Source organism: Streptomyces sp. NPDC056580, assembly GCF_042793175.1.
In the GTDB taxonomy this organism is placed as follows: Bacteria; Actinomycetota; Actinomycetes; order Streptomycetales; family Streptomycetaceae; genus Streptomyces.
This window is the reverse complement of sequence record NZ_JBHTVE010000001.1, coordinates 653,705-668,263: the sequence shown is the minus strand read 5'-3', so window position 1 is coordinate 668,263 and position 14,559 is coordinate 653,705. Positions and strand designations below refer to the sequence as shown.

Genomic DNA, 14,559 nt, shown 5'->3' with positions numbered 1-14,559 from the left:
GTGTAGCCCCGGACCTGGGGCTTCGCATCCGTGACCGGCTCGGCTGGGCGTGAAATGCGCAAGTCGGAGGGTCAGAAAAAAGGCCCGGAGATAAGCCGGTCGGGGGTCCGTCGTTCGGGTCGTTTCGACTCCGTGCCGGGCGGGCCGTCGACGGCGAGGTCCACCCGGCACGCAACCGGTGTCCGGGTCAGCCCACGCGGTCGGGCGGGAGCACGACGCGCGCGGTCCGGCGCTCGCCGTCGAGCACCCGCAGGGCCCGTGCCAGCGTGTCCCCGTGCAGCTCCGTCTCGCCCCGCCGGTGCATCAGGGCGAGCGCGTCGCGCAGTTCGGCCGCCTTGCGCACCAGGGCCTGCGCCGCGCGCAGCCCGCCGTAGGTGTCGCCCGGGCGCGCCGGGTTGATCCGGCCGAGCAGGTCGACCGCCTCCAGGTAACGGTCGATCAGCTCGCCCTCGGCCCTGGTCAGCGCGGGCAGCGGGGGAAGCTCAGCGGGCGGCATCGGCGGCTCACTCCGCCCGCTCGGCGCGCGGGCCGGCGCCGCGGCTCGGCACGACGCCGTCGACCAGGCCGTACTCCAGTGCGCCCGGCGCGTCGAGGATCAGGTCGCGCTCCAGGTCCAGGCCGACCTGCTCCGCCGTGCGCCCGGTGTGCCGGGCCAGCATCTCCTCCGTCAGCGCGCGCATCCGCGTCAGCTCCCCGGCCTGGATGAGCAGGTCGCTCGGCTGCCCCTGGGCCGGCTCGGACAGCGCGGGCTGCTCCAGCACCACACGCGCTCCCGGCAGCATGAACCGCTTGCCCGGGGCCCCGGCCGCGAGCAGGACCGCGGCGGCGGAGGCGGCCTGGCCGAGGCAGTAGGTCTCCACGTCGCAGTGGACGTAGCGCATCGTGTCGTAGACGGCCGTCATGGCGCTGAAGGAGCCGCCCGGGCAGTTGAGGTACAGCGTGATGTCCCGGTCGGGCGCGGTGTGTTCGAGGTGCATGAACTGGGTGATCACATCGGTGGCCGCGGTGTCGTCGAGCGGCGTCCCGAGGAAGACGATCCGGCTTTCGAACAGCTTCGAATAGGGATCGAGCGTGCGGTGCGACCCCGTGTCCGTGCGTTCGGTGAACTCGGGCAGGACGTGGCGGGCGGACGGTCGTGCCATGGGCGAACCCCCTCCTCACAACGGGACCTCTCTTGGGCCCCGCGTCTGTAAAAAATGTACAGGATGTACGTGACGTTAAGATGGGGGCATGGCCTACGAGATTCCGGTGACGCAAGCCAGGGCTGAGCTCGCCGACCTGATCAACCGGGTGGTGTACGGCGGCGAGCGCGTCGTCGTGACGCGGCACGGCAAGCCGCTCGTCGCGCTGGTCTCGGCCGCCGACCTGGAGCGTCTGGACGCCCTCGACGAGCCGGCCGGGGAGGAGATCGTCAGCTCGGTGTCCAAGGTGCGCGAGGCCGGGCCCGCGGGTTCGCGGGAGCGGCACCGGTTCGGCGTCGCCGCCGAGCACCGGGGGCCCGGCGGCTCGTAGCGGCCGGTTCCGCGGGCCGGGGGGCCGTCGACGCGTGCGTATGCGGGAGTCCATCGGGTGGCCATGGGTGGATCAAGGGCTGGTTAACGTCGTTGAAACTCCGGCCAACTAGCCTGCCGATCCACGCCACCAGGGGTTTTCTCTGCACAGGTTGATCACCATCGGGGCAATTTGTCTGTGTGTTACATCTGTCCCCGTCGCGGTGGCTGCGGCAACCGGACCCCGCACGGTCCGGAGCAAGGACTGTGAGGTGGGACGTGCAACTGACCCCGCACGAGCAAGAGCGGCTGCTGATCCATGTGGCCGCCGACGTGGCCGAGAGGCGTAGGGCCCGCGGACTGAGGCTCAACCACCCCGAGGCGGTCGCCCTCATCACGTCGCACGTCCTCGAGGGCGCCCGGGACGGCCGTACCGTCGCCGAGCTGATGTCGTCCGGCCGCAAGCTCCTCACCAGGGACGACGTCATGGACGGCATTCCGGAGATGATCCACGACGTCCAGGTCGAGGCCACCTTCCCGGACGGCACCAAGCTCGTCACCGTGCACGAGCCGATCGTCTGAGGGGCCCGCGATGATTCCCGGAGAAGTCCTGTTCGCGGACGGCCCCGTCGTCTTCAACGAAGGCCGCGAGGTCACCCGTCTCACCGTCCTCAACGCCGCCGACCGGCCGGTCCAGGTCGGCTCCCACTACCACTTCGCCGAGGCCAACCCCGGTCTGGAGTTCGACCGCGCCGCCGCGCACGGCAAGCGGCTCGACATCGCCGCCGGCACCGCCGTGCGCTTCGAGCCCGGCATCCCCGTGGACGTGGCGCTCGTGCCCCTGGCCGGCGCCCGGATCGTGCCCGGGCTGCGCGGCGCGACCGGAGGTGCCCTGGATGCCTGAGATCTCCCGCGCCGCCTACGCCGACCTGTTCGGCCCCACCACCGGCGACCGCGTCCGCCTCGCCGACACCGATCTGCTGATCGAGATCGAGGAGGACCGCTGCGGCGGGCCCGGACTCGCCGGGGACGAGGCGGTCTTCGGCGGCGGCAAGGTCATCCGCGAGTCCATGGGCCAGTCCCGGGCCACCCGCGCCGAGGGCGCCCCCGACACCGTCATCACCGGGGTGGTCGTCGTCGACCACTGGGGCGTCGTCAAGGCCGACGTCGGCATCCGCGACGGCCGGATCACCGGCATCGGCAAGGCCGGCAACCCGGACACCATGGACGGTGTCCACCCCGACCTGGTGATCGGCCCGGAGACCGAGATCATCGCCGGGAACGGGCGGATCCTCACCGCCGGCGCGATCGACGCCCATGTGCACTTCATCTGCCCGCAGGTCGCCGACGAGGCGCTGGCCGCCGGCATCACCACCCTGGTCGGCGGCGGCACCGGCCCCGCCGAGGGCTCCAAGGCGACCACCGTGACGCCCGGCCCCTGGCACCTGGCCGGGATGCTGGCCGCGATGGAGCAGTACCCCCTCAACATCGGCCTGCTGGGCAAGGGAAACACCGTCTCGCACGAGGCGATGCTCTCCCAGATCCGCGGCGGCGCCCTCGGGCTCAAACTGCACGAGGACTGGGGCTGCACCCCGGCCGTCATCGACGCCGCGCTGACCGTGGCGGACCGGACCGGCATCCAGGTCGCGATCCACACCGACACCCTGAACGAGGCCGGATTCGTCGGCGACACGCTCGCCGCGATCGCCGGGCGGGGCATCCATGCGTACCACACCGAGGGCGCGGGCGGCGGGCACGCGCCGGACATCATGACGGTCGTCTCCGAGCCGCACGTGCTGCCGAGTTCGACCAACCCGACCCGGCCCTTCACCGTCAACACCGCCGAGGAACACCTCGACATGCTGATGGTCTGCCACCACCTGAACCCGGCGGTCCCGGAGGACCTGGCCTTCGCCGAGTCCCGCATCCGGCCGTCCACCATCGGCGCCGAGGACGTGCTGCACGACCTGGGCGCGATCTCCATCATCTCCTCGGACTCGCAGGCCATGGGCCGGGTCGGCGAGGTCGTGCTGCGCACCTGGCAGACCGCCCACGTCATGAAGCGGCGGCGCGGCGCGCTGCCCGGCGACGGCCGGGCGGACAACCACCGGGTGCGGCGCTACGTCGCCAAGTACACGATCAACCCGGCGCTCGCCCAGGGCCTGGCCCGGGAGATCGGGTCGGTGGAGACCGGCAAGCTCGCCGACCTGGTGCTCTGGGAGCCGGCGTTCTTCGGCGTCAAGCCGCTCCTCGTCATCAAGGGCGGCCAGATCGCGTACGCGCAGATGGGCGACGCCAACGCCTCCATCCCCACCCCGCAGCCCATCCTGCCGCGCCCGATGTACGGGGCGATCGGCCGGGCGCCGGCCGGCAACTCTGTCAACTTCGTGGCGCCGCTCGCGGTCGAGGACGGGCTGCCGGAGCGGCTCGGGCTCGGCAAGCGGTTCGCCGCCATCGACTCGACGCGGTCGGTCACCAAGGCCGACATGCGCGAGAACGACGCGCGGCCGAGCGTGCGGATCGACCCCGACAGCTTCGCCGTGCACATCGACGGGGAGCTGGTCGAGGCGACGCCCGCCGCCGAACTGCCCATGGCCCAGCGTTACTTCCTCTTCTGATGTCCAGGGCAGCACTGCTCGTCCTGGCCGACGGCCGGTTCCCCGCCGGAGGGCACGCGCACTCCGGCGGGGCGGAGGCCGCCGTCAAGGCGGGCCGGATCACCTCGGCCGCGAGCCTGGAGGACTTCTGCCGGGGCCGGCTGCACACCGCCGGGCTCCTCGCGGGCGCCCTCGCGGCGGCCGCCGTCCTGGGCGCCGAGCCGCGGGAGCTGGACGCGGCCGCGGACGCCCGCACGCCCTCACCCGCGCTGCGAGCGGCCGCGCGGCGGCTCGGGCGGCAGTTGCTGCGGGCCGCCCGGGCCTGCTGGCCGTCCGGGGAACTCGACGCGCTGGCACAGGAGTTCCCCAAAGGAGCGCATCAGCCGGTGGTGCTCGGCCTGGCCGCCCGCGCGGCCGGTCTCGCACCTGGGGACGCGGCGTACTGCGCGGCGTACGAGAGCGTGAGCGGACCGGCCACGGCGACCGTACGGCTGCTCGGCCTCGACCCGTTCGACGCGACCGGTGTGCTGGCGCGGCTGGCGCCGGAGCTGGACCGTGTCGTGGACCGGGCGGTGGCGGCCGCGCGGCAGGTTTCCGACGAGGGGACCGACGCCCTGCCGGCCGGGTCCGGGCCGCTGCTGGAGACCGGCGCCGAGTGGCACGCGGCCTGGCCCGTGCGGCTGTTCGCATCCTGACGCGCCCCACCCTCGTTCCCTCCGGGTCACCCCCCCAACACACACCTGCCGTCCGCCAGGGGAGCCACCCCCCGGGCAAGGCAGCCGAGACAGGAGCCGTACATGCACCTCGACCACGCCCACCCCGGCGCCGCCGCCGTGAGCGCCGACGCCCGCCGTCCCGACGGGACCCGGCGCGCCCTGCGCATCGGGCTCGGCGGCCCCGTGGGATCCGGGAAGACCGCCACCGTCGCCGCGCTGTGCCGCGCCCTGCGCGACGAACTCTCCCTGGCCGTCGTCACCAACGACATCTACACCCGCGAGGACGCCGAGTTCCTGCTCAGGGAGGCCGTGCTGCCGCCCGAGCGGATCGCGGCCGTGGAGACCGGCGCCTGCCCGCACACCGCGATCCGCGACGACATCTCCGCCAACCTCGAGGCGGTGGAGGATCTGGAGGACACGGTGGGGCCCCTGGACCTCGTCCTCGTGGAGTCCGGCGGGGACAACCTCACCGCGACCTTCTCCAAGGGGCTCGTGGACGCTCAGGTCTTCGTGATCGACGTCGCCGGCGGCGACGACATCCCGCGCAAGGGCGGCCCCGGCGTCACCACCGCCGACCTGCTCGTCGTCAACAAGACCGACCTCGCGCCGTACGTCGGCTCCGACCTCGCCCGGATGGCCGCCGACGCCAAGGCGCAACGGGGCGAACTCCCGGTGGTCCTGCAGTCGTTGCGCGGTGACGCGGGCGTGGCGGAGGTCGCCGCGTGGGTGCGGGGGCGGCTCGCCGCGTGGACCGCGTGACGGCGACCGGGGTCCGGGCGGACGCGCGGATCGTCGCCCGCGGCGACGGGCGGGGCGGCACCGTCCTGCCCGTGCTGGACGGCGAGGGCCCGCTCGCGCTGCGTCGCGTCCGGGCGAGCGGTGACGAGGCCCGGGTGATGGTCGTCGGCGCGATGAGCGGCCCGCTCGGCGGCGACCGCTTCCGGGTGCGGGCCCGGGCGGCCGCGGGCGCCCGGCTGCACGTCGGTTCGGCCGCCGCCACCATCGCGCTGCCGGGACAGCACAAGGGTGAGGCACGATACGACGTACGGCTCGACGTGGCCGACGGCGCGGAGCTTAACTGGCTGCCGGAGCAGCTCATCTCGGCCGGCGGAAGCGACCTGCGCGTCACCACCCGGGCCGAACTCGCCGCCGGCGCACGGCTCGTGCTGCGCGAGGAGCAGGTGCTCGGGCGGGCCGGGGAGGAGCCCGGACGGCTCACCAGCCGGCTCACCGTGCGGGTCGCCGGCCGGACCCTGCTGGACCAGGAGCTGAGCTGCGGGCCCGGAGCGCCGGGCGGCTGGGACGGGCCCGCCATGCTCGGCGGTCACCGGTCCGTCGGGCAACTGGTCGTGGTCCGGCCCGAGTTCGCGGAGCGGCCGGCCGCCGCACGGGTGCTGGGGGAGTGCGCCGCGCTGATGCCGCTCGCCGGGCCCGCGGTGCTCGTCAGCGCCGTCGCCCCCGACGCGCTGAGATTGCGGCGGCTGCTCGACGAGGCGCTCGCCCTGCTCACCTGACTGTTCCGCTCAGGAGACGCGTCGATCCGTTTATCGGATTGGTAAAGAAGGTCCGCGCCCCCTGTTCCCAGGTGGCTCACAGCCGGGAGGATCCCCGTCTGACCACTCGCAGCGATGTGCAATGGGAGCCCACTTGAGGGACAACAGACCGAAGAGCCGCCTGCTGGCGCTCGGTTCGGCCGGAGCGCTCGTCACGGCGACCCTGATAGCCGGCGCGGTGTCGGCACCCGCGGCCAGCGCCGACAGCCGCCAGGGGCGGGACCGGGAGGCCGTCGGCGCCGAGATCGCCGCCGCCGGCGCCGCCAAGGCCGGCGTCGACTGGCGTGACTGCCCCGCCGACTGGGGACTGGAGAAGCCCATCCAGTGCGGCTGGGTCTCCGTGCCGCTCGACTACAGCAAGCCCAACGGCAAGCAGATCCAGCTCGCCGTCGACCGCATCGGCAACACGGGCACGCCGCAGGAGCGCCAGGGCGCCCTCGTCTACAACCCGGGCGGTCCCGGTGGCTCCGGTCTGCGCTTCCCGCGCCGGGTCACCACCAAGAACGCCGTCTGGGCGAACGTCGCGAAGGCCTACGACTTCGTCGGCTTCGACCCGCGCGGCGTCGGCCACTCGGCGCCCATCTCCTGCGTCGACCCGCAGGAGTACGTCAAGGCGCCCAAGGCCGACCCGGTGCCGGACACCGAGGCCGACAAGACCGCCCAGCGCAAGCTGGCACGCGAGTACGCGGAGGGCTGCGGCGAGCGCAGCGGCGCGATGCTGCCGCACATGACCACGCCGAACACCGCTCGCGACCTGGACGTCATCCGCGCCGCGCTCGGCGAGCGCAAGCTCAACTACCTCGGCGTCTCCTACGGCACCTACCTCGGCGCCGTCTACGGCACCCTCTTCCCGGGCCACCTGCGCCGCATGGTCGTGGACAGCGTGGTGAACCCGTCGAAGCAGAGCATCTGGTACCAGGCCAACCTGGACCAGGACGTCGCCTTCGAGGGCCGCTGGAAGGACTGGGAGGACTGGGTCGCCGCCAACGACGCCGCCTTCCACCTGGGCACCACCCGCGACGCGGTCCAGGCCAAGTGGCTCGAACTGCGCGCCACCGCCAAGAAGAGCCCCCTCGGCGGGGTCGTCGGCCCGGCCGAGCTGATCTCCTTCTTCCAGAGCGCCCCGTACTACGACTCCTCGTGGGTGCCGGTCGCCTCGGTGTTCAGCAAGTACGTCGCCGGTGACACCCAGGCCCTCGTGGACGCCGCCGCCCCCGACATGTCGGACGAGGCCGGCAACGCCGCCTCGGAGAACAGCAACGCCGTCTACACCGCAGTCGAGTGCGCCGACGCCAAGTGGCCCACGAGCTGGAGCAAGTGGGACCGGGACAACACCCGGCTGCACCGGGACCACCCGTTCATGACCTGGGCCAACGCCTGGATGAACCTGCCCTGCGCCACCTGGCCGGCCAAGCAACACACGCCCGTCGAGGTGGGCACCCACAAGGGTCTGCCGCAGGTGCTGATCGTCCAGTCCACGCGTGACGCCGCGACGCCGTACCAGGGCGCCGTCGAACTGCACAAGCGCTTCAAGGGCTCGCGGCTCATCACCGAGCGGGACGCGGGCTCCCACGGCGTGACCGGCCTGGTCAACCCCTGCGTCAACGACCGGGTCGACGCCTATCTCCTCGGCGGCAAGCTGGACTCCGCCGACGTGACCTGCGCGCCGCACGCCACGCCCAAGCCGTAACCAGCGGCACGGAGGGCGTACGGACGGCGTACGGACCACAGGGGGCGGCCGGACTTCCCGGCCGCCCCTTCGTCATGCCCGCGTCCGCCAGGCGTCCTCGGCCGCGTAGTCGAAGAGAGCGGGATACGCCCGCGCCAGCACCGGGAAGCGCTCCCGCCAGTCCTGCTCGCGCAGCGCGCGGGTCAGCCACTCCACCGTCTCCGCGAGGCCCTCCGCGTACGGCGCCGGGCGGTGGCCCAGCTCCCGCTCGGCCGCGGACACGTCGAAGACCACCGGCCGCGGGACCGACCACGGGGTCTGGCCCACGGTCCCGCCGGGCGGCGGACCGTCCACCGGCGTCGTCCGGGTCCGCACCCCCATGACCGCGTCGACCGCCGCCCCGATCTCAGCGGCCGTCGGGGCGTCGCCGTCACCGGCGTTGAGCACCCGGGACCCCGGCCGGGCCGCCGCCAGTCGCACCAGTTCGGCGATGTTCCGGGCGCTCGCCGGATGGAAGCGGCTCTCCCCGCGGTACGCGAGCACCCGCTCGCGCCTGCCGTCCAGGTTCCGCTTCACGAAGTACAGCTCGCGGGGGAGCCGGCTGTACGGGCCGTGCACCGCGCCCGCCCGCAGCACGGTCGTCGGCAGCTTCTCGCCCGCGAGCCCGAGTTCGTGCTCCAGGGCCGCCTTCCGGGTGGCGTAGGTCGCCGTGCCCGGCGCCACCACCGGCTGGGACTCGGGCACCGGCACCGGGTAGACCGGGAAGCCGTCCGGCTCGCCCATGGTGTCGAAGCCGCGTCCGGCGCCGTCCTCGTACACCTCCACGCTGGAGACGACCACCGCCGAACCGATCCGGTCCGCGAGCGACGTCAACTGCCGTGCGTGCGAGGCGTCGTAGGCCACCACGTCCACCACGAGATCGCAGCCGTCGCCCACCGCGGCGGCCACCGCGCCGTCGTCGGACCGGTCCAGCCGCACCACCCGTACACCGGCGTCCCACGACGCGTCCCGGCCACCGCCCCGCGAGGCGGCCGTCACCTCCCAGCCGTCCCGTGCCAGCGCCGCCACCACCGGACGGCCGATCTGCCCGCTCGCCCCGATCACCACTGCCCTCTTCATGCGGCGAGCCTAGGCACGGGACGCGCCCGGGCCCGAGCGGTTCTGCCGAGGGCAGAGGTCAGCCGTGGGGGAGGAGGTCAGCCGAGCGGCGCCCGGGGGAACCTGCGCTCCTTCTTCGCCTCCGCCTGCTCGGCCTTGACGTCGGCCGCGTACCGGTCGACGTACTCCTGCTCGGAGAGCGAGAGGATCGCGTACATGATCTCGTCGGTGACGGCCCGCAGGACGGTCTTCTCCCTCTCCATGCCGGCATAGCGCGAGAAGTCGAGCGGCTCGCCGAAGCGGATCACCACGGGGCGGATCCGGGGGACGACCTTGCCCGGCGGCTGCGCCTCGAAGGTGCCGATCATCGCGCAGGGCACCACGGGCACCCCGGCCCGCAGCGCCATGACCGCGACCCCTACCTTCCCCTTGTACAGTCGGCCGTCGTGCGACCGGGTCCCCTCCGGGTAGATGCCCAGCAGTTCGCCCCTGCCGAGCACCCCGAGACCCTCGCGGATCGCGGCCTGCCCCGCCTCCTTGCCCGAGCGATCCACCGGGATCTGTCCGGCGCTGCGGAAGAAGAACGCGGTCAGCCGCCCCTTGACGCCCGGCCCGGTGAAGTACTCGGCCTTGGCGAGGAAGGTGATCCGCCGCCGCAGGATCGCCGGCATCAGGAAGTGGTCCGAGAAGGACAGGTGGTTCCCCGCGACGATCGCCGGGCCCGTCGCCGGAACGTGGTCAAGCCCCTCGATCCGGGGCCGGAAGACCAGTCTGAGCAGGGGGCCCAGCAGGACGTACTTGAGCAGGTAGTAGAACAAGGGGTCGCTCCTCACTCCTGGCGGATTGGCTCAACCACCGCGTTCTTCCAGGTCGTTCGGGCTCTCGTGGGACGTCAGTGTAGGTGCGGCGCGGCCGTCGGGCACCGGTGCGGACCGTGTCGGATCCGGCTCCGTACGGCTGCCCCGAACGGGCGCTGCCCATGGCCGGCCCGCGTGCGTCCGGCTCGGGGAACCGGCGGACGCGGGCGGCGCGGCGAGCGCCGGCCCGCCCGGTGCTCACGGCGCGCCGGTCGCGGGCAGCTCGAGGCACAGCTCGTAGCCGCCGTCCGTCGTCGGTCCCGAGGTGATGGTGCCGCCGAGGAGCGAGGCGCGCTGCCCCAGGCTGACGAGGCCGTAGTGCGAGCTGGGCAGCGGGAGCCCGGGGCGGGTCGGCGCCGAGTTGGTGACCGTGACGCGGACGGTGCCGTCCCGGTGCCCGAGGCAGACGGCCGCGGCGGCGCCGGGGGAGTGCTTGCGTATGTTGGTCAGCGCCTCCTGGACGGTGCGGTAGACGGCGCGCTGCACGGTCGGCGGCAGATCCTCGGGCAGCTCCATGCGCAGCTTGGTCTCGATGCCGCTGCCCGCGACGAGCTGCTCCAGGTCGGCCAGGGACGGCTGCGGGGTCAGCTCGGTCGGGCGGCCGCCGGAGGCCCGCAGGACGTTGACCATGTGCCGCAGCTCGTCCAGGGTCTGGACGCTCAGCCGCCGGATCGTGGCCGCCGCCTCCTTGACCTCCGGATCCCGGCTGCCGACCTGCAGTGCGCCCGCCCGCACCGCGATCAGGCTGACCTGGTGGGAGACCACGTCGTGCATCTCGCGGGCGAGCTGCGCGCGTTCCTTGGACAGCGCCGCCTGGGCGGTCAGCAGCTGTTCGTGGTCGCGCGCCTCGGAGATCTCGGTGAGCCGCAACGACAGGTCGCGCCGGGTCTGGACGAGCTGGCCGAGGAACACGGGGGCGGCGGCCATCGCCGCGGTGTACGTCAGGGTGATCAGGGTCGAGGCGCCCAGCATGTTGTCGGGCGACGGCCATCGGGTGACGTCGCTGAACGTGAACGCCAGCGCGCACAGCGCCAGCATGACACGGCGGCGGGTGAGCGAGGCGAGGGTGTACAGCGCGGCGAGTGCGGCGAAGACCGCGTCGGAGAGCAGCACCGAGGGCAGGGTCAGCAGGAACGTCAGCAGCGGCAGGCGCCGGCGCAGCAGCAGCGCGGAGGCGGCCACCAGTGCGAAGCCCATGCGCAGCGGCTCCTCGGAGTCGAAGTGCACCCAGACGTCGAAGAGCGAGCAGACGACGAAGGCGGCGTCCCGCAGCGGGGGCGGCAGGCGGCGGGGGGTCATCCCTCCTCCTCCGTGAGGAGCCCCGCCCGTTGGGCGAGCAGGGCGGCCTGCACCCGGCCGCCCACCTCCAGCTTGGTCAGGATGGCGCTCACGTGGTCCTTGACCGTCCCGGTGCTCAGATGCATCCGCGCGGCGATGTCGCCGTTGGACAGCCCCTCCGCGACCAGGAGCAGCACATGGCGCTCACGCTCGGTCAGCCGGTCCAGGGCGCGGCCGGCGGCCTCCTGCGAACCGGCGCCCAGGAAGCCGTCCACGACCGTCCGGGTCACCTTGGACGACAGGACGGTCCCGCCGTCGGCCAGGGCCCGCACCAGGAACGGCAGCTCCTCCGGATCGGTGTCCTTGAGCAGGAAGCCGGCGGCGCCCGAGCGCAGGGCCGTCTCCACGTACTCGTCCATGTCGAACGTGGTGAGCATGGCGACGACCGGCGGGCGCGGCAGCCGGCGGGCCTCCGCGAGGACCGCCAGGCCGTCCACGTCGGGCATGCGGATGTCCAGCAGCACCACGTCGGGGACCGTCTCCCGCACGGCGGTGAGGGCCTGGCCGCCGGCCACCGCCGCCACGACCTCGATGTCCTCCGCCGCGTCGAGGATGTGCCGGAAGCCCGTGCGGATGAGGGCCTCGTCGTCGACCACCAGTACCCGGATCACCTGTGCTCCGCTCGCTGCCCGTTGTCCAGTCTCATCCGTACCGCGCCGAGTGGCGCGTCATGGGCCGCCGGCAGCGGAACCATCCGGGCGGCGGGGCCGTCCCAGCCGGTCGGCGGGGCGGCTTCGGACACCCGCCGGATGGTCCCGGCCGGTGGCGGCCGTGGAACCTGTACGCATGAGCCGGCACGTGCCGTCGGCCGTGTCATCCGCGGTGCCACCCGCCGGGACGGACCACCGCCCACCGGGCTCCACCGACGACCCGCGCACGGACTCCTCCCACCGGGAGCCGGCCGGTTCACGAAGGAGGTCAGCCGCATGACGATCCGCCTCACGTTCCTGAGCACCAGCGGCGGGGACCCCGCCCCCGGGACCCGGTTCGGCGACGCGTCACCGGGCGAACGCGACCTGGCCGGGGCACGGGCGGCCCGAGCGGGCCTGCCCGCCCACACGCGGTCCGTGCGCGCGCCCTCCCTGCGCTGCCGGGCGACCGCCGAAGCCCTGGGCCTGGCGGCGGCGTGCGAGCCGGCGCTGCGCGACCTCGACCTCGGCGCCTGGTGCGGCCGCACGGCCGACGAGGTCGCCGCGGCGGAGCCCCACGCCTTCTCCGCCTGGCTGACCGACCCGGACGCCGCACCGCACGGCGGCGAGTCGGTGCGCCGGTTCTGCCGGCGCACCGCGGACTGGCTCGACGCCGTCGCCGACGAGCCGGGCCACGTGCTGGCCGTCACCGAACCTGCGGTCGTCCGGGCCGCGCTCGTGCACGCCCTGACCGCTCCGGCGCGGGCGTTCTGGCGCTTCGAGGTGCCGCCCCTGACGCCGGTGTCCCTCACCTGGCAGTACGGTCACTGGGACGTCGGCATGAGTCCCGCCGCCTCCGGGGCGACCCGGCGGTTCACCGTGATCCACCGGGACCCGCACCGGCAGGGGGGCCGGGACGGCGCCCACGCCTTCGTCCCGTCCGCCGGGGCCTGGGCGCATCCGCTGCGGTACCCCCGGGCGGACTGGGCCGGCCTCGCTTTCACGCGCCCCTAGCGACGCCTCCGCCTTCACGTCCCTCTGGCGGCCCGCGGCGTCCCGCGCCCGGGTGGCGCTCCCGCCCGGGGCGGTGTCGCGACCGCTGCGCGGGTCCCGGCGCGGCTCGGGCCGGCCCCGCCGGGGCTGGCCTTGCCTTCGCTCGGCTTCTGGCGCCTCCGCCGTCATACGCCCCTGGCGGCGTCTTGGGCACCTCGCCCCGGGCCGCGGTCGTGCGGGTCCCGGGGCGGCTCGCGGTCGGGGCCGGCGTCGCTCTCATCCGCCCCTGGCGCGCCTCCGCCTTCTCAGGCCCTGACGACATCTCCACCTCACGCGCTCCTGGCGGCCCCTCTGGCGCCACTGCCCCGAGCGGCGCCATGCGCCCCGAGCGGCGCCCGGGTTCCGCCCTCCCCCCGCCCGCCGTCGCGGTCGTCGGGCGGGTCGCGGTGCGGTTCGTGCCGCCCGCCCCCGTACGATGTCCGCGATGACCGGCAACCAGCAGCGCACCGCGCGACCGCCTCGACGGCGGCGTCGTGCGCTGCTCGTGCTCGTGGTGCTGGCCGGTCTGCTGGGCATGCACGCCCTGGGGCCAGGCGGCGGCACCGGGCACCCGGCACGGGCCCACACCGGGCACCGGACGGCCGTCGCGGTCATGGCGGGGGACGCCTGCCCTGACGGTCACCGCGACGGCGGCCACCTGCACCACGCCGACCCGTCCTGTGCGTCCGCCGCCGTCAAGGACGGCCCCCGGCCGCCCGCTCTGGTCCCCGACCCGGTGACCACCCCGGTGCGGGCCGAAGCCCCCCGCTCCCGCGCCGTCGCCGCGCCGGACGGCGCCCGCGCCCCGCCCACCCTGGCCGAACTGCAACTCCTGCGGATCTAGAGGCACCGACGGCCGCTGCCCCCGGCGGCCGTCCACCACGCGTGCCCGCAAGACCCTTCCGACAACAGGAGTTCGAAGCATGACCACCCGTACCCTGACGCGCCGCGCCGCCCTCCTCGCGGTCACCGTGACCGCCTCGCTGGCCCTCGCCGCCTGCGGCGGCAGCGACGACGGCGCGGCCCACGCGGAACACGGCGGCCCGGCGCGCACCACCGCGTCCGCCACCGCCGGCGCCCACAACGCCCAGGACGTCTCCTTCGCCCAGGGCATGATCCCGCACCACCGGCAGGCCCTGGAGATGGCGAAGCTCGCCGCCGGCCGGGCCTCCTCGGCCCGGGTGAAGGACCTCGCCGCCCGGATCGAGAAGGCGCAGGACCCGGAGATCCGCACCATGACCGGCTGGCTGACCGCGTGGGGCGAGGACGTGCCGAAGGCCGGCACGGACCACTCGGGACACGCCGGCATGTCCGGCATGGCCGGGATGGACGGGATGATGAGCGGCGACGACATGGCGGCCCTGAAGAAGGCCGGCGGCGCGGACTTCGACAGGAGGTTCCTCTCCCTGATGGCCGAGCACCACCGGGGCGCCGTCGAGATGGCCGGCACCGAGAAGGCCGAGGGCGCCTACGGCCCGGCCAGGACCATGGCCGGTGACATCGTCCGGTCGCAGAACGCCGAGATCAAGGAGATGGAGCGGCTCCTCGGCGGGAGCTGACGCCGAGCGGGGGGCCGGCGC

General features: G+C 74.1%; 17 protein-coding genes. 11 read left to right on the top strand and 6 right to left on the bottom strand.

From position 1 onward, the window contains the following. Positions 1-187: 187 nt before the first annotated feature. Together ACFQ9Z_RS03155 and ACFQ9Z_RS03150 are read right to left on the bottom strand one after the other, a co-directional pair. Complete coding sequence (locus tag ACFQ9Z_RS03155) at positions 188-496, bottom strand: hypothetical protein (RefSeq protein ID WP_383010045.1); 309 nt, start codon at positions 494-496, stop codon at positions 188-190. 7 nt (positions 497-503) lie between these two features. Continuing rightward, a complete protein-coding gene (locus ACFQ9Z_RS03150) occupies positions 504-1,142 on the bottom strand; it encodes an ATP-dependent Clp protease proteolytic subunit (RefSeq protein WP_383010043.1) in 639 nt (212 codons plus the stop codon). Positions 1,143-1,230: 88 nt separating this feature from the next. Between ACFQ9Z_RS03150 and ACFQ9Z_RS03145 the strand changes: the two genes are divergently transcribed. The 8 genes from ACFQ9Z_RS03145 (at position 1,231) to ACFQ9Z_RS03110 (ending at position 8,046) form a co-directional block, all read left to right on the top strand. Beyond that, the gene (locus ACFQ9Z_RS03145; RefSeq protein ID WP_383010041.1) at positions 1,231-1,512 is read left to right on the top strand and encodes a type II toxin-antitoxin system Phd/YefM family antitoxin; all 282 of its coding nucleotides are present in this window, start codon (positions 1,231-1,233) and stop codon (positions 1,510-1,512) included. 257 nt (positions 1,513-1,769) lie between these two features. Then, positions 1,770-2,072, top strand: a complete 303-nt coding sequence (locus ACFQ9Z_RS03140) for an urease subunit gamma (RefSeq protein ID WP_383010039.1) — start codon at positions 1,770-1,772, stop codon at positions 2,070-2,072. 10 nt (positions 2,073-2,082) lie between these two features. Further along, entirely contained in the window at positions 2,083-2,394 is a 312-nt protein-coding gene (locus ACFQ9Z_RS03135) for an urease subunit beta (RefSeq protein ID WP_383010037.1), read from the top strand. Beyond that, the gene (locus ACFQ9Z_RS03130; RefSeq protein ID WP_383010035.1) at positions 2,387-4,108 is read left to right on the top strand and encodes an urease subunit alpha; all 1,722 of its coding nucleotides are present in this window, start codon (positions 2,387-2,389) and stop codon (positions 4,106-4,108) included. The genes ACFQ9Z_RS03135 and ACFQ9Z_RS03130 overlap by 8 nt, the downstream gene beginning before the upstream one ends. After that, the gene (locus tag ACFQ9Z_RS03125; protein ID WP_383010033.1) at positions 4,108-4,782 is read left to right on the top strand and encodes an urease accessory protein UreF; all 675 of its coding nucleotides are present in this window, start codon (positions 4,108-4,110) and stop codon (positions 4,780-4,782) included. Before ACFQ9Z_RS03130 ends, ACFQ9Z_RS03125 begins: the two co-directional genes overlap by 1 nt. A gap of 102 nt (positions 4,783-4,884) precedes the next feature. After that, complete coding sequence (ureG, locus tag ACFQ9Z_RS03120; RefSeq protein WP_383010031.1) at positions 4,885-5,562, top strand: urease accessory protein UreG; 678 nt, start codon at positions 4,885-4,887, stop codon at positions 5,560-5,562. After that, a complete protein-coding gene (locus tag ACFQ9Z_RS03115) occupies positions 5,559-6,317 on the top strand; it encodes an urease accessory protein UreD (protein ID WP_383010314.1) in 759 nt (252 codons plus the stop codon). Before ureG ends, ACFQ9Z_RS03115 begins: the two co-directional genes overlap by 4 nt. A 121-nt stretch (positions 6,318-6,438) precedes the next feature. Continuing rightward, a complete protein-coding gene (locus tag ACFQ9Z_RS03110) occupies positions 6,439-8,046 on the top strand; it encodes an alpha/beta hydrolase (RefSeq protein ID WP_383010029.1) in 1,608 nt (535 codons plus the stop codon). A 72-nt stretch (positions 8,047-8,118) separates the two neighbouring features. On the opposite strand, the gene ACFQ9Z_RS03105 is transcribed toward ACFQ9Z_RS03110, so the two are convergent. The 4 genes from ACFQ9Z_RS03105 to ACFQ9Z_RS03090 form a co-directional block, all read right to left on the bottom strand. Then, complete coding sequence (locus ACFQ9Z_RS03105; RefSeq protein ID WP_383010027.1) at positions 8,119-9,144, bottom strand: NAD-dependent epimerase/dehydratase family protein; 1,026 nt, start codon at positions 9,142-9,144, stop codon at positions 8,119-8,121. A 77-nt stretch (positions 9,145-9,221) separates the two neighbouring features. Further along, positions 9,222-9,941, bottom strand: a complete 720-nt coding sequence (locus tag ACFQ9Z_RS03100; RefSeq protein WP_383010025.1) for a lysophospholipid acyltransferase family protein — start codon at positions 9,939-9,941, stop codon at positions 9,222-9,224. 237 nt (positions 9,942-10,178) lie between these two features. Continuing rightward, positions 10,179-11,279 carry a sensor histidine kinase gene (locus tag ACFQ9Z_RS03095; protein WP_383010023.1) on the bottom strand — a complete coding sequence of 367 codons (1,101 nt, stop codon included), beginning with the start codon at positions 11,277-11,279 and terminating at the stop codon, positions 10,179-10,181. Further along, entirely contained in the window at positions 11,276-11,929 is a 654-nt protein-coding gene (locus ACFQ9Z_RS03090) for a response regulator (RefSeq protein ID WP_383010021.1), read from the bottom strand. Before ACFQ9Z_RS03090 ends, ACFQ9Z_RS03095 begins: the two co-directional genes overlap by 4 nt. A gap of 315 nt (positions 11,930-12,244) precedes the next feature. On the opposite strand from ACFQ9Z_RS03090, the gene ACFQ9Z_RS03085 reads away from it, so the two are divergent. From ACFQ9Z_RS03085 to ACFQ9Z_RS03075, 3 genes are all read left to right on the top strand, one after another. Beyond that, positions 12,245-12,961, top strand: a complete 717-nt coding sequence (locus tag ACFQ9Z_RS03085; protein WP_383010019.1) for a histidine phosphatase family protein — start codon at positions 12,245-12,247, stop codon at positions 12,959-12,961. Positions 12,962-13,424: 463 nt separating this feature from the next. Then, positions 13,425-13,823: a DUF6153 family protein gene (locus ACFQ9Z_RS03080; protein ID WP_383010017.1), complete on the top strand. Its 399-nt coding sequence runs from the start codon at positions 13,425-13,427 to the stop codon at positions 13,821-13,823. Between the two features lie 79 nt (positions 13,824-13,902). Continuing rightward, positions 13,903-14,538, top strand: a complete 636-nt coding sequence (locus ACFQ9Z_RS03075) for a DUF305 domain-containing protein (protein WP_383010015.1) — start codon at positions 13,903-13,905, stop codon at positions 14,536-14,538. Positions 14,539-14,559 lie beyond the last annotated feature (21 nt).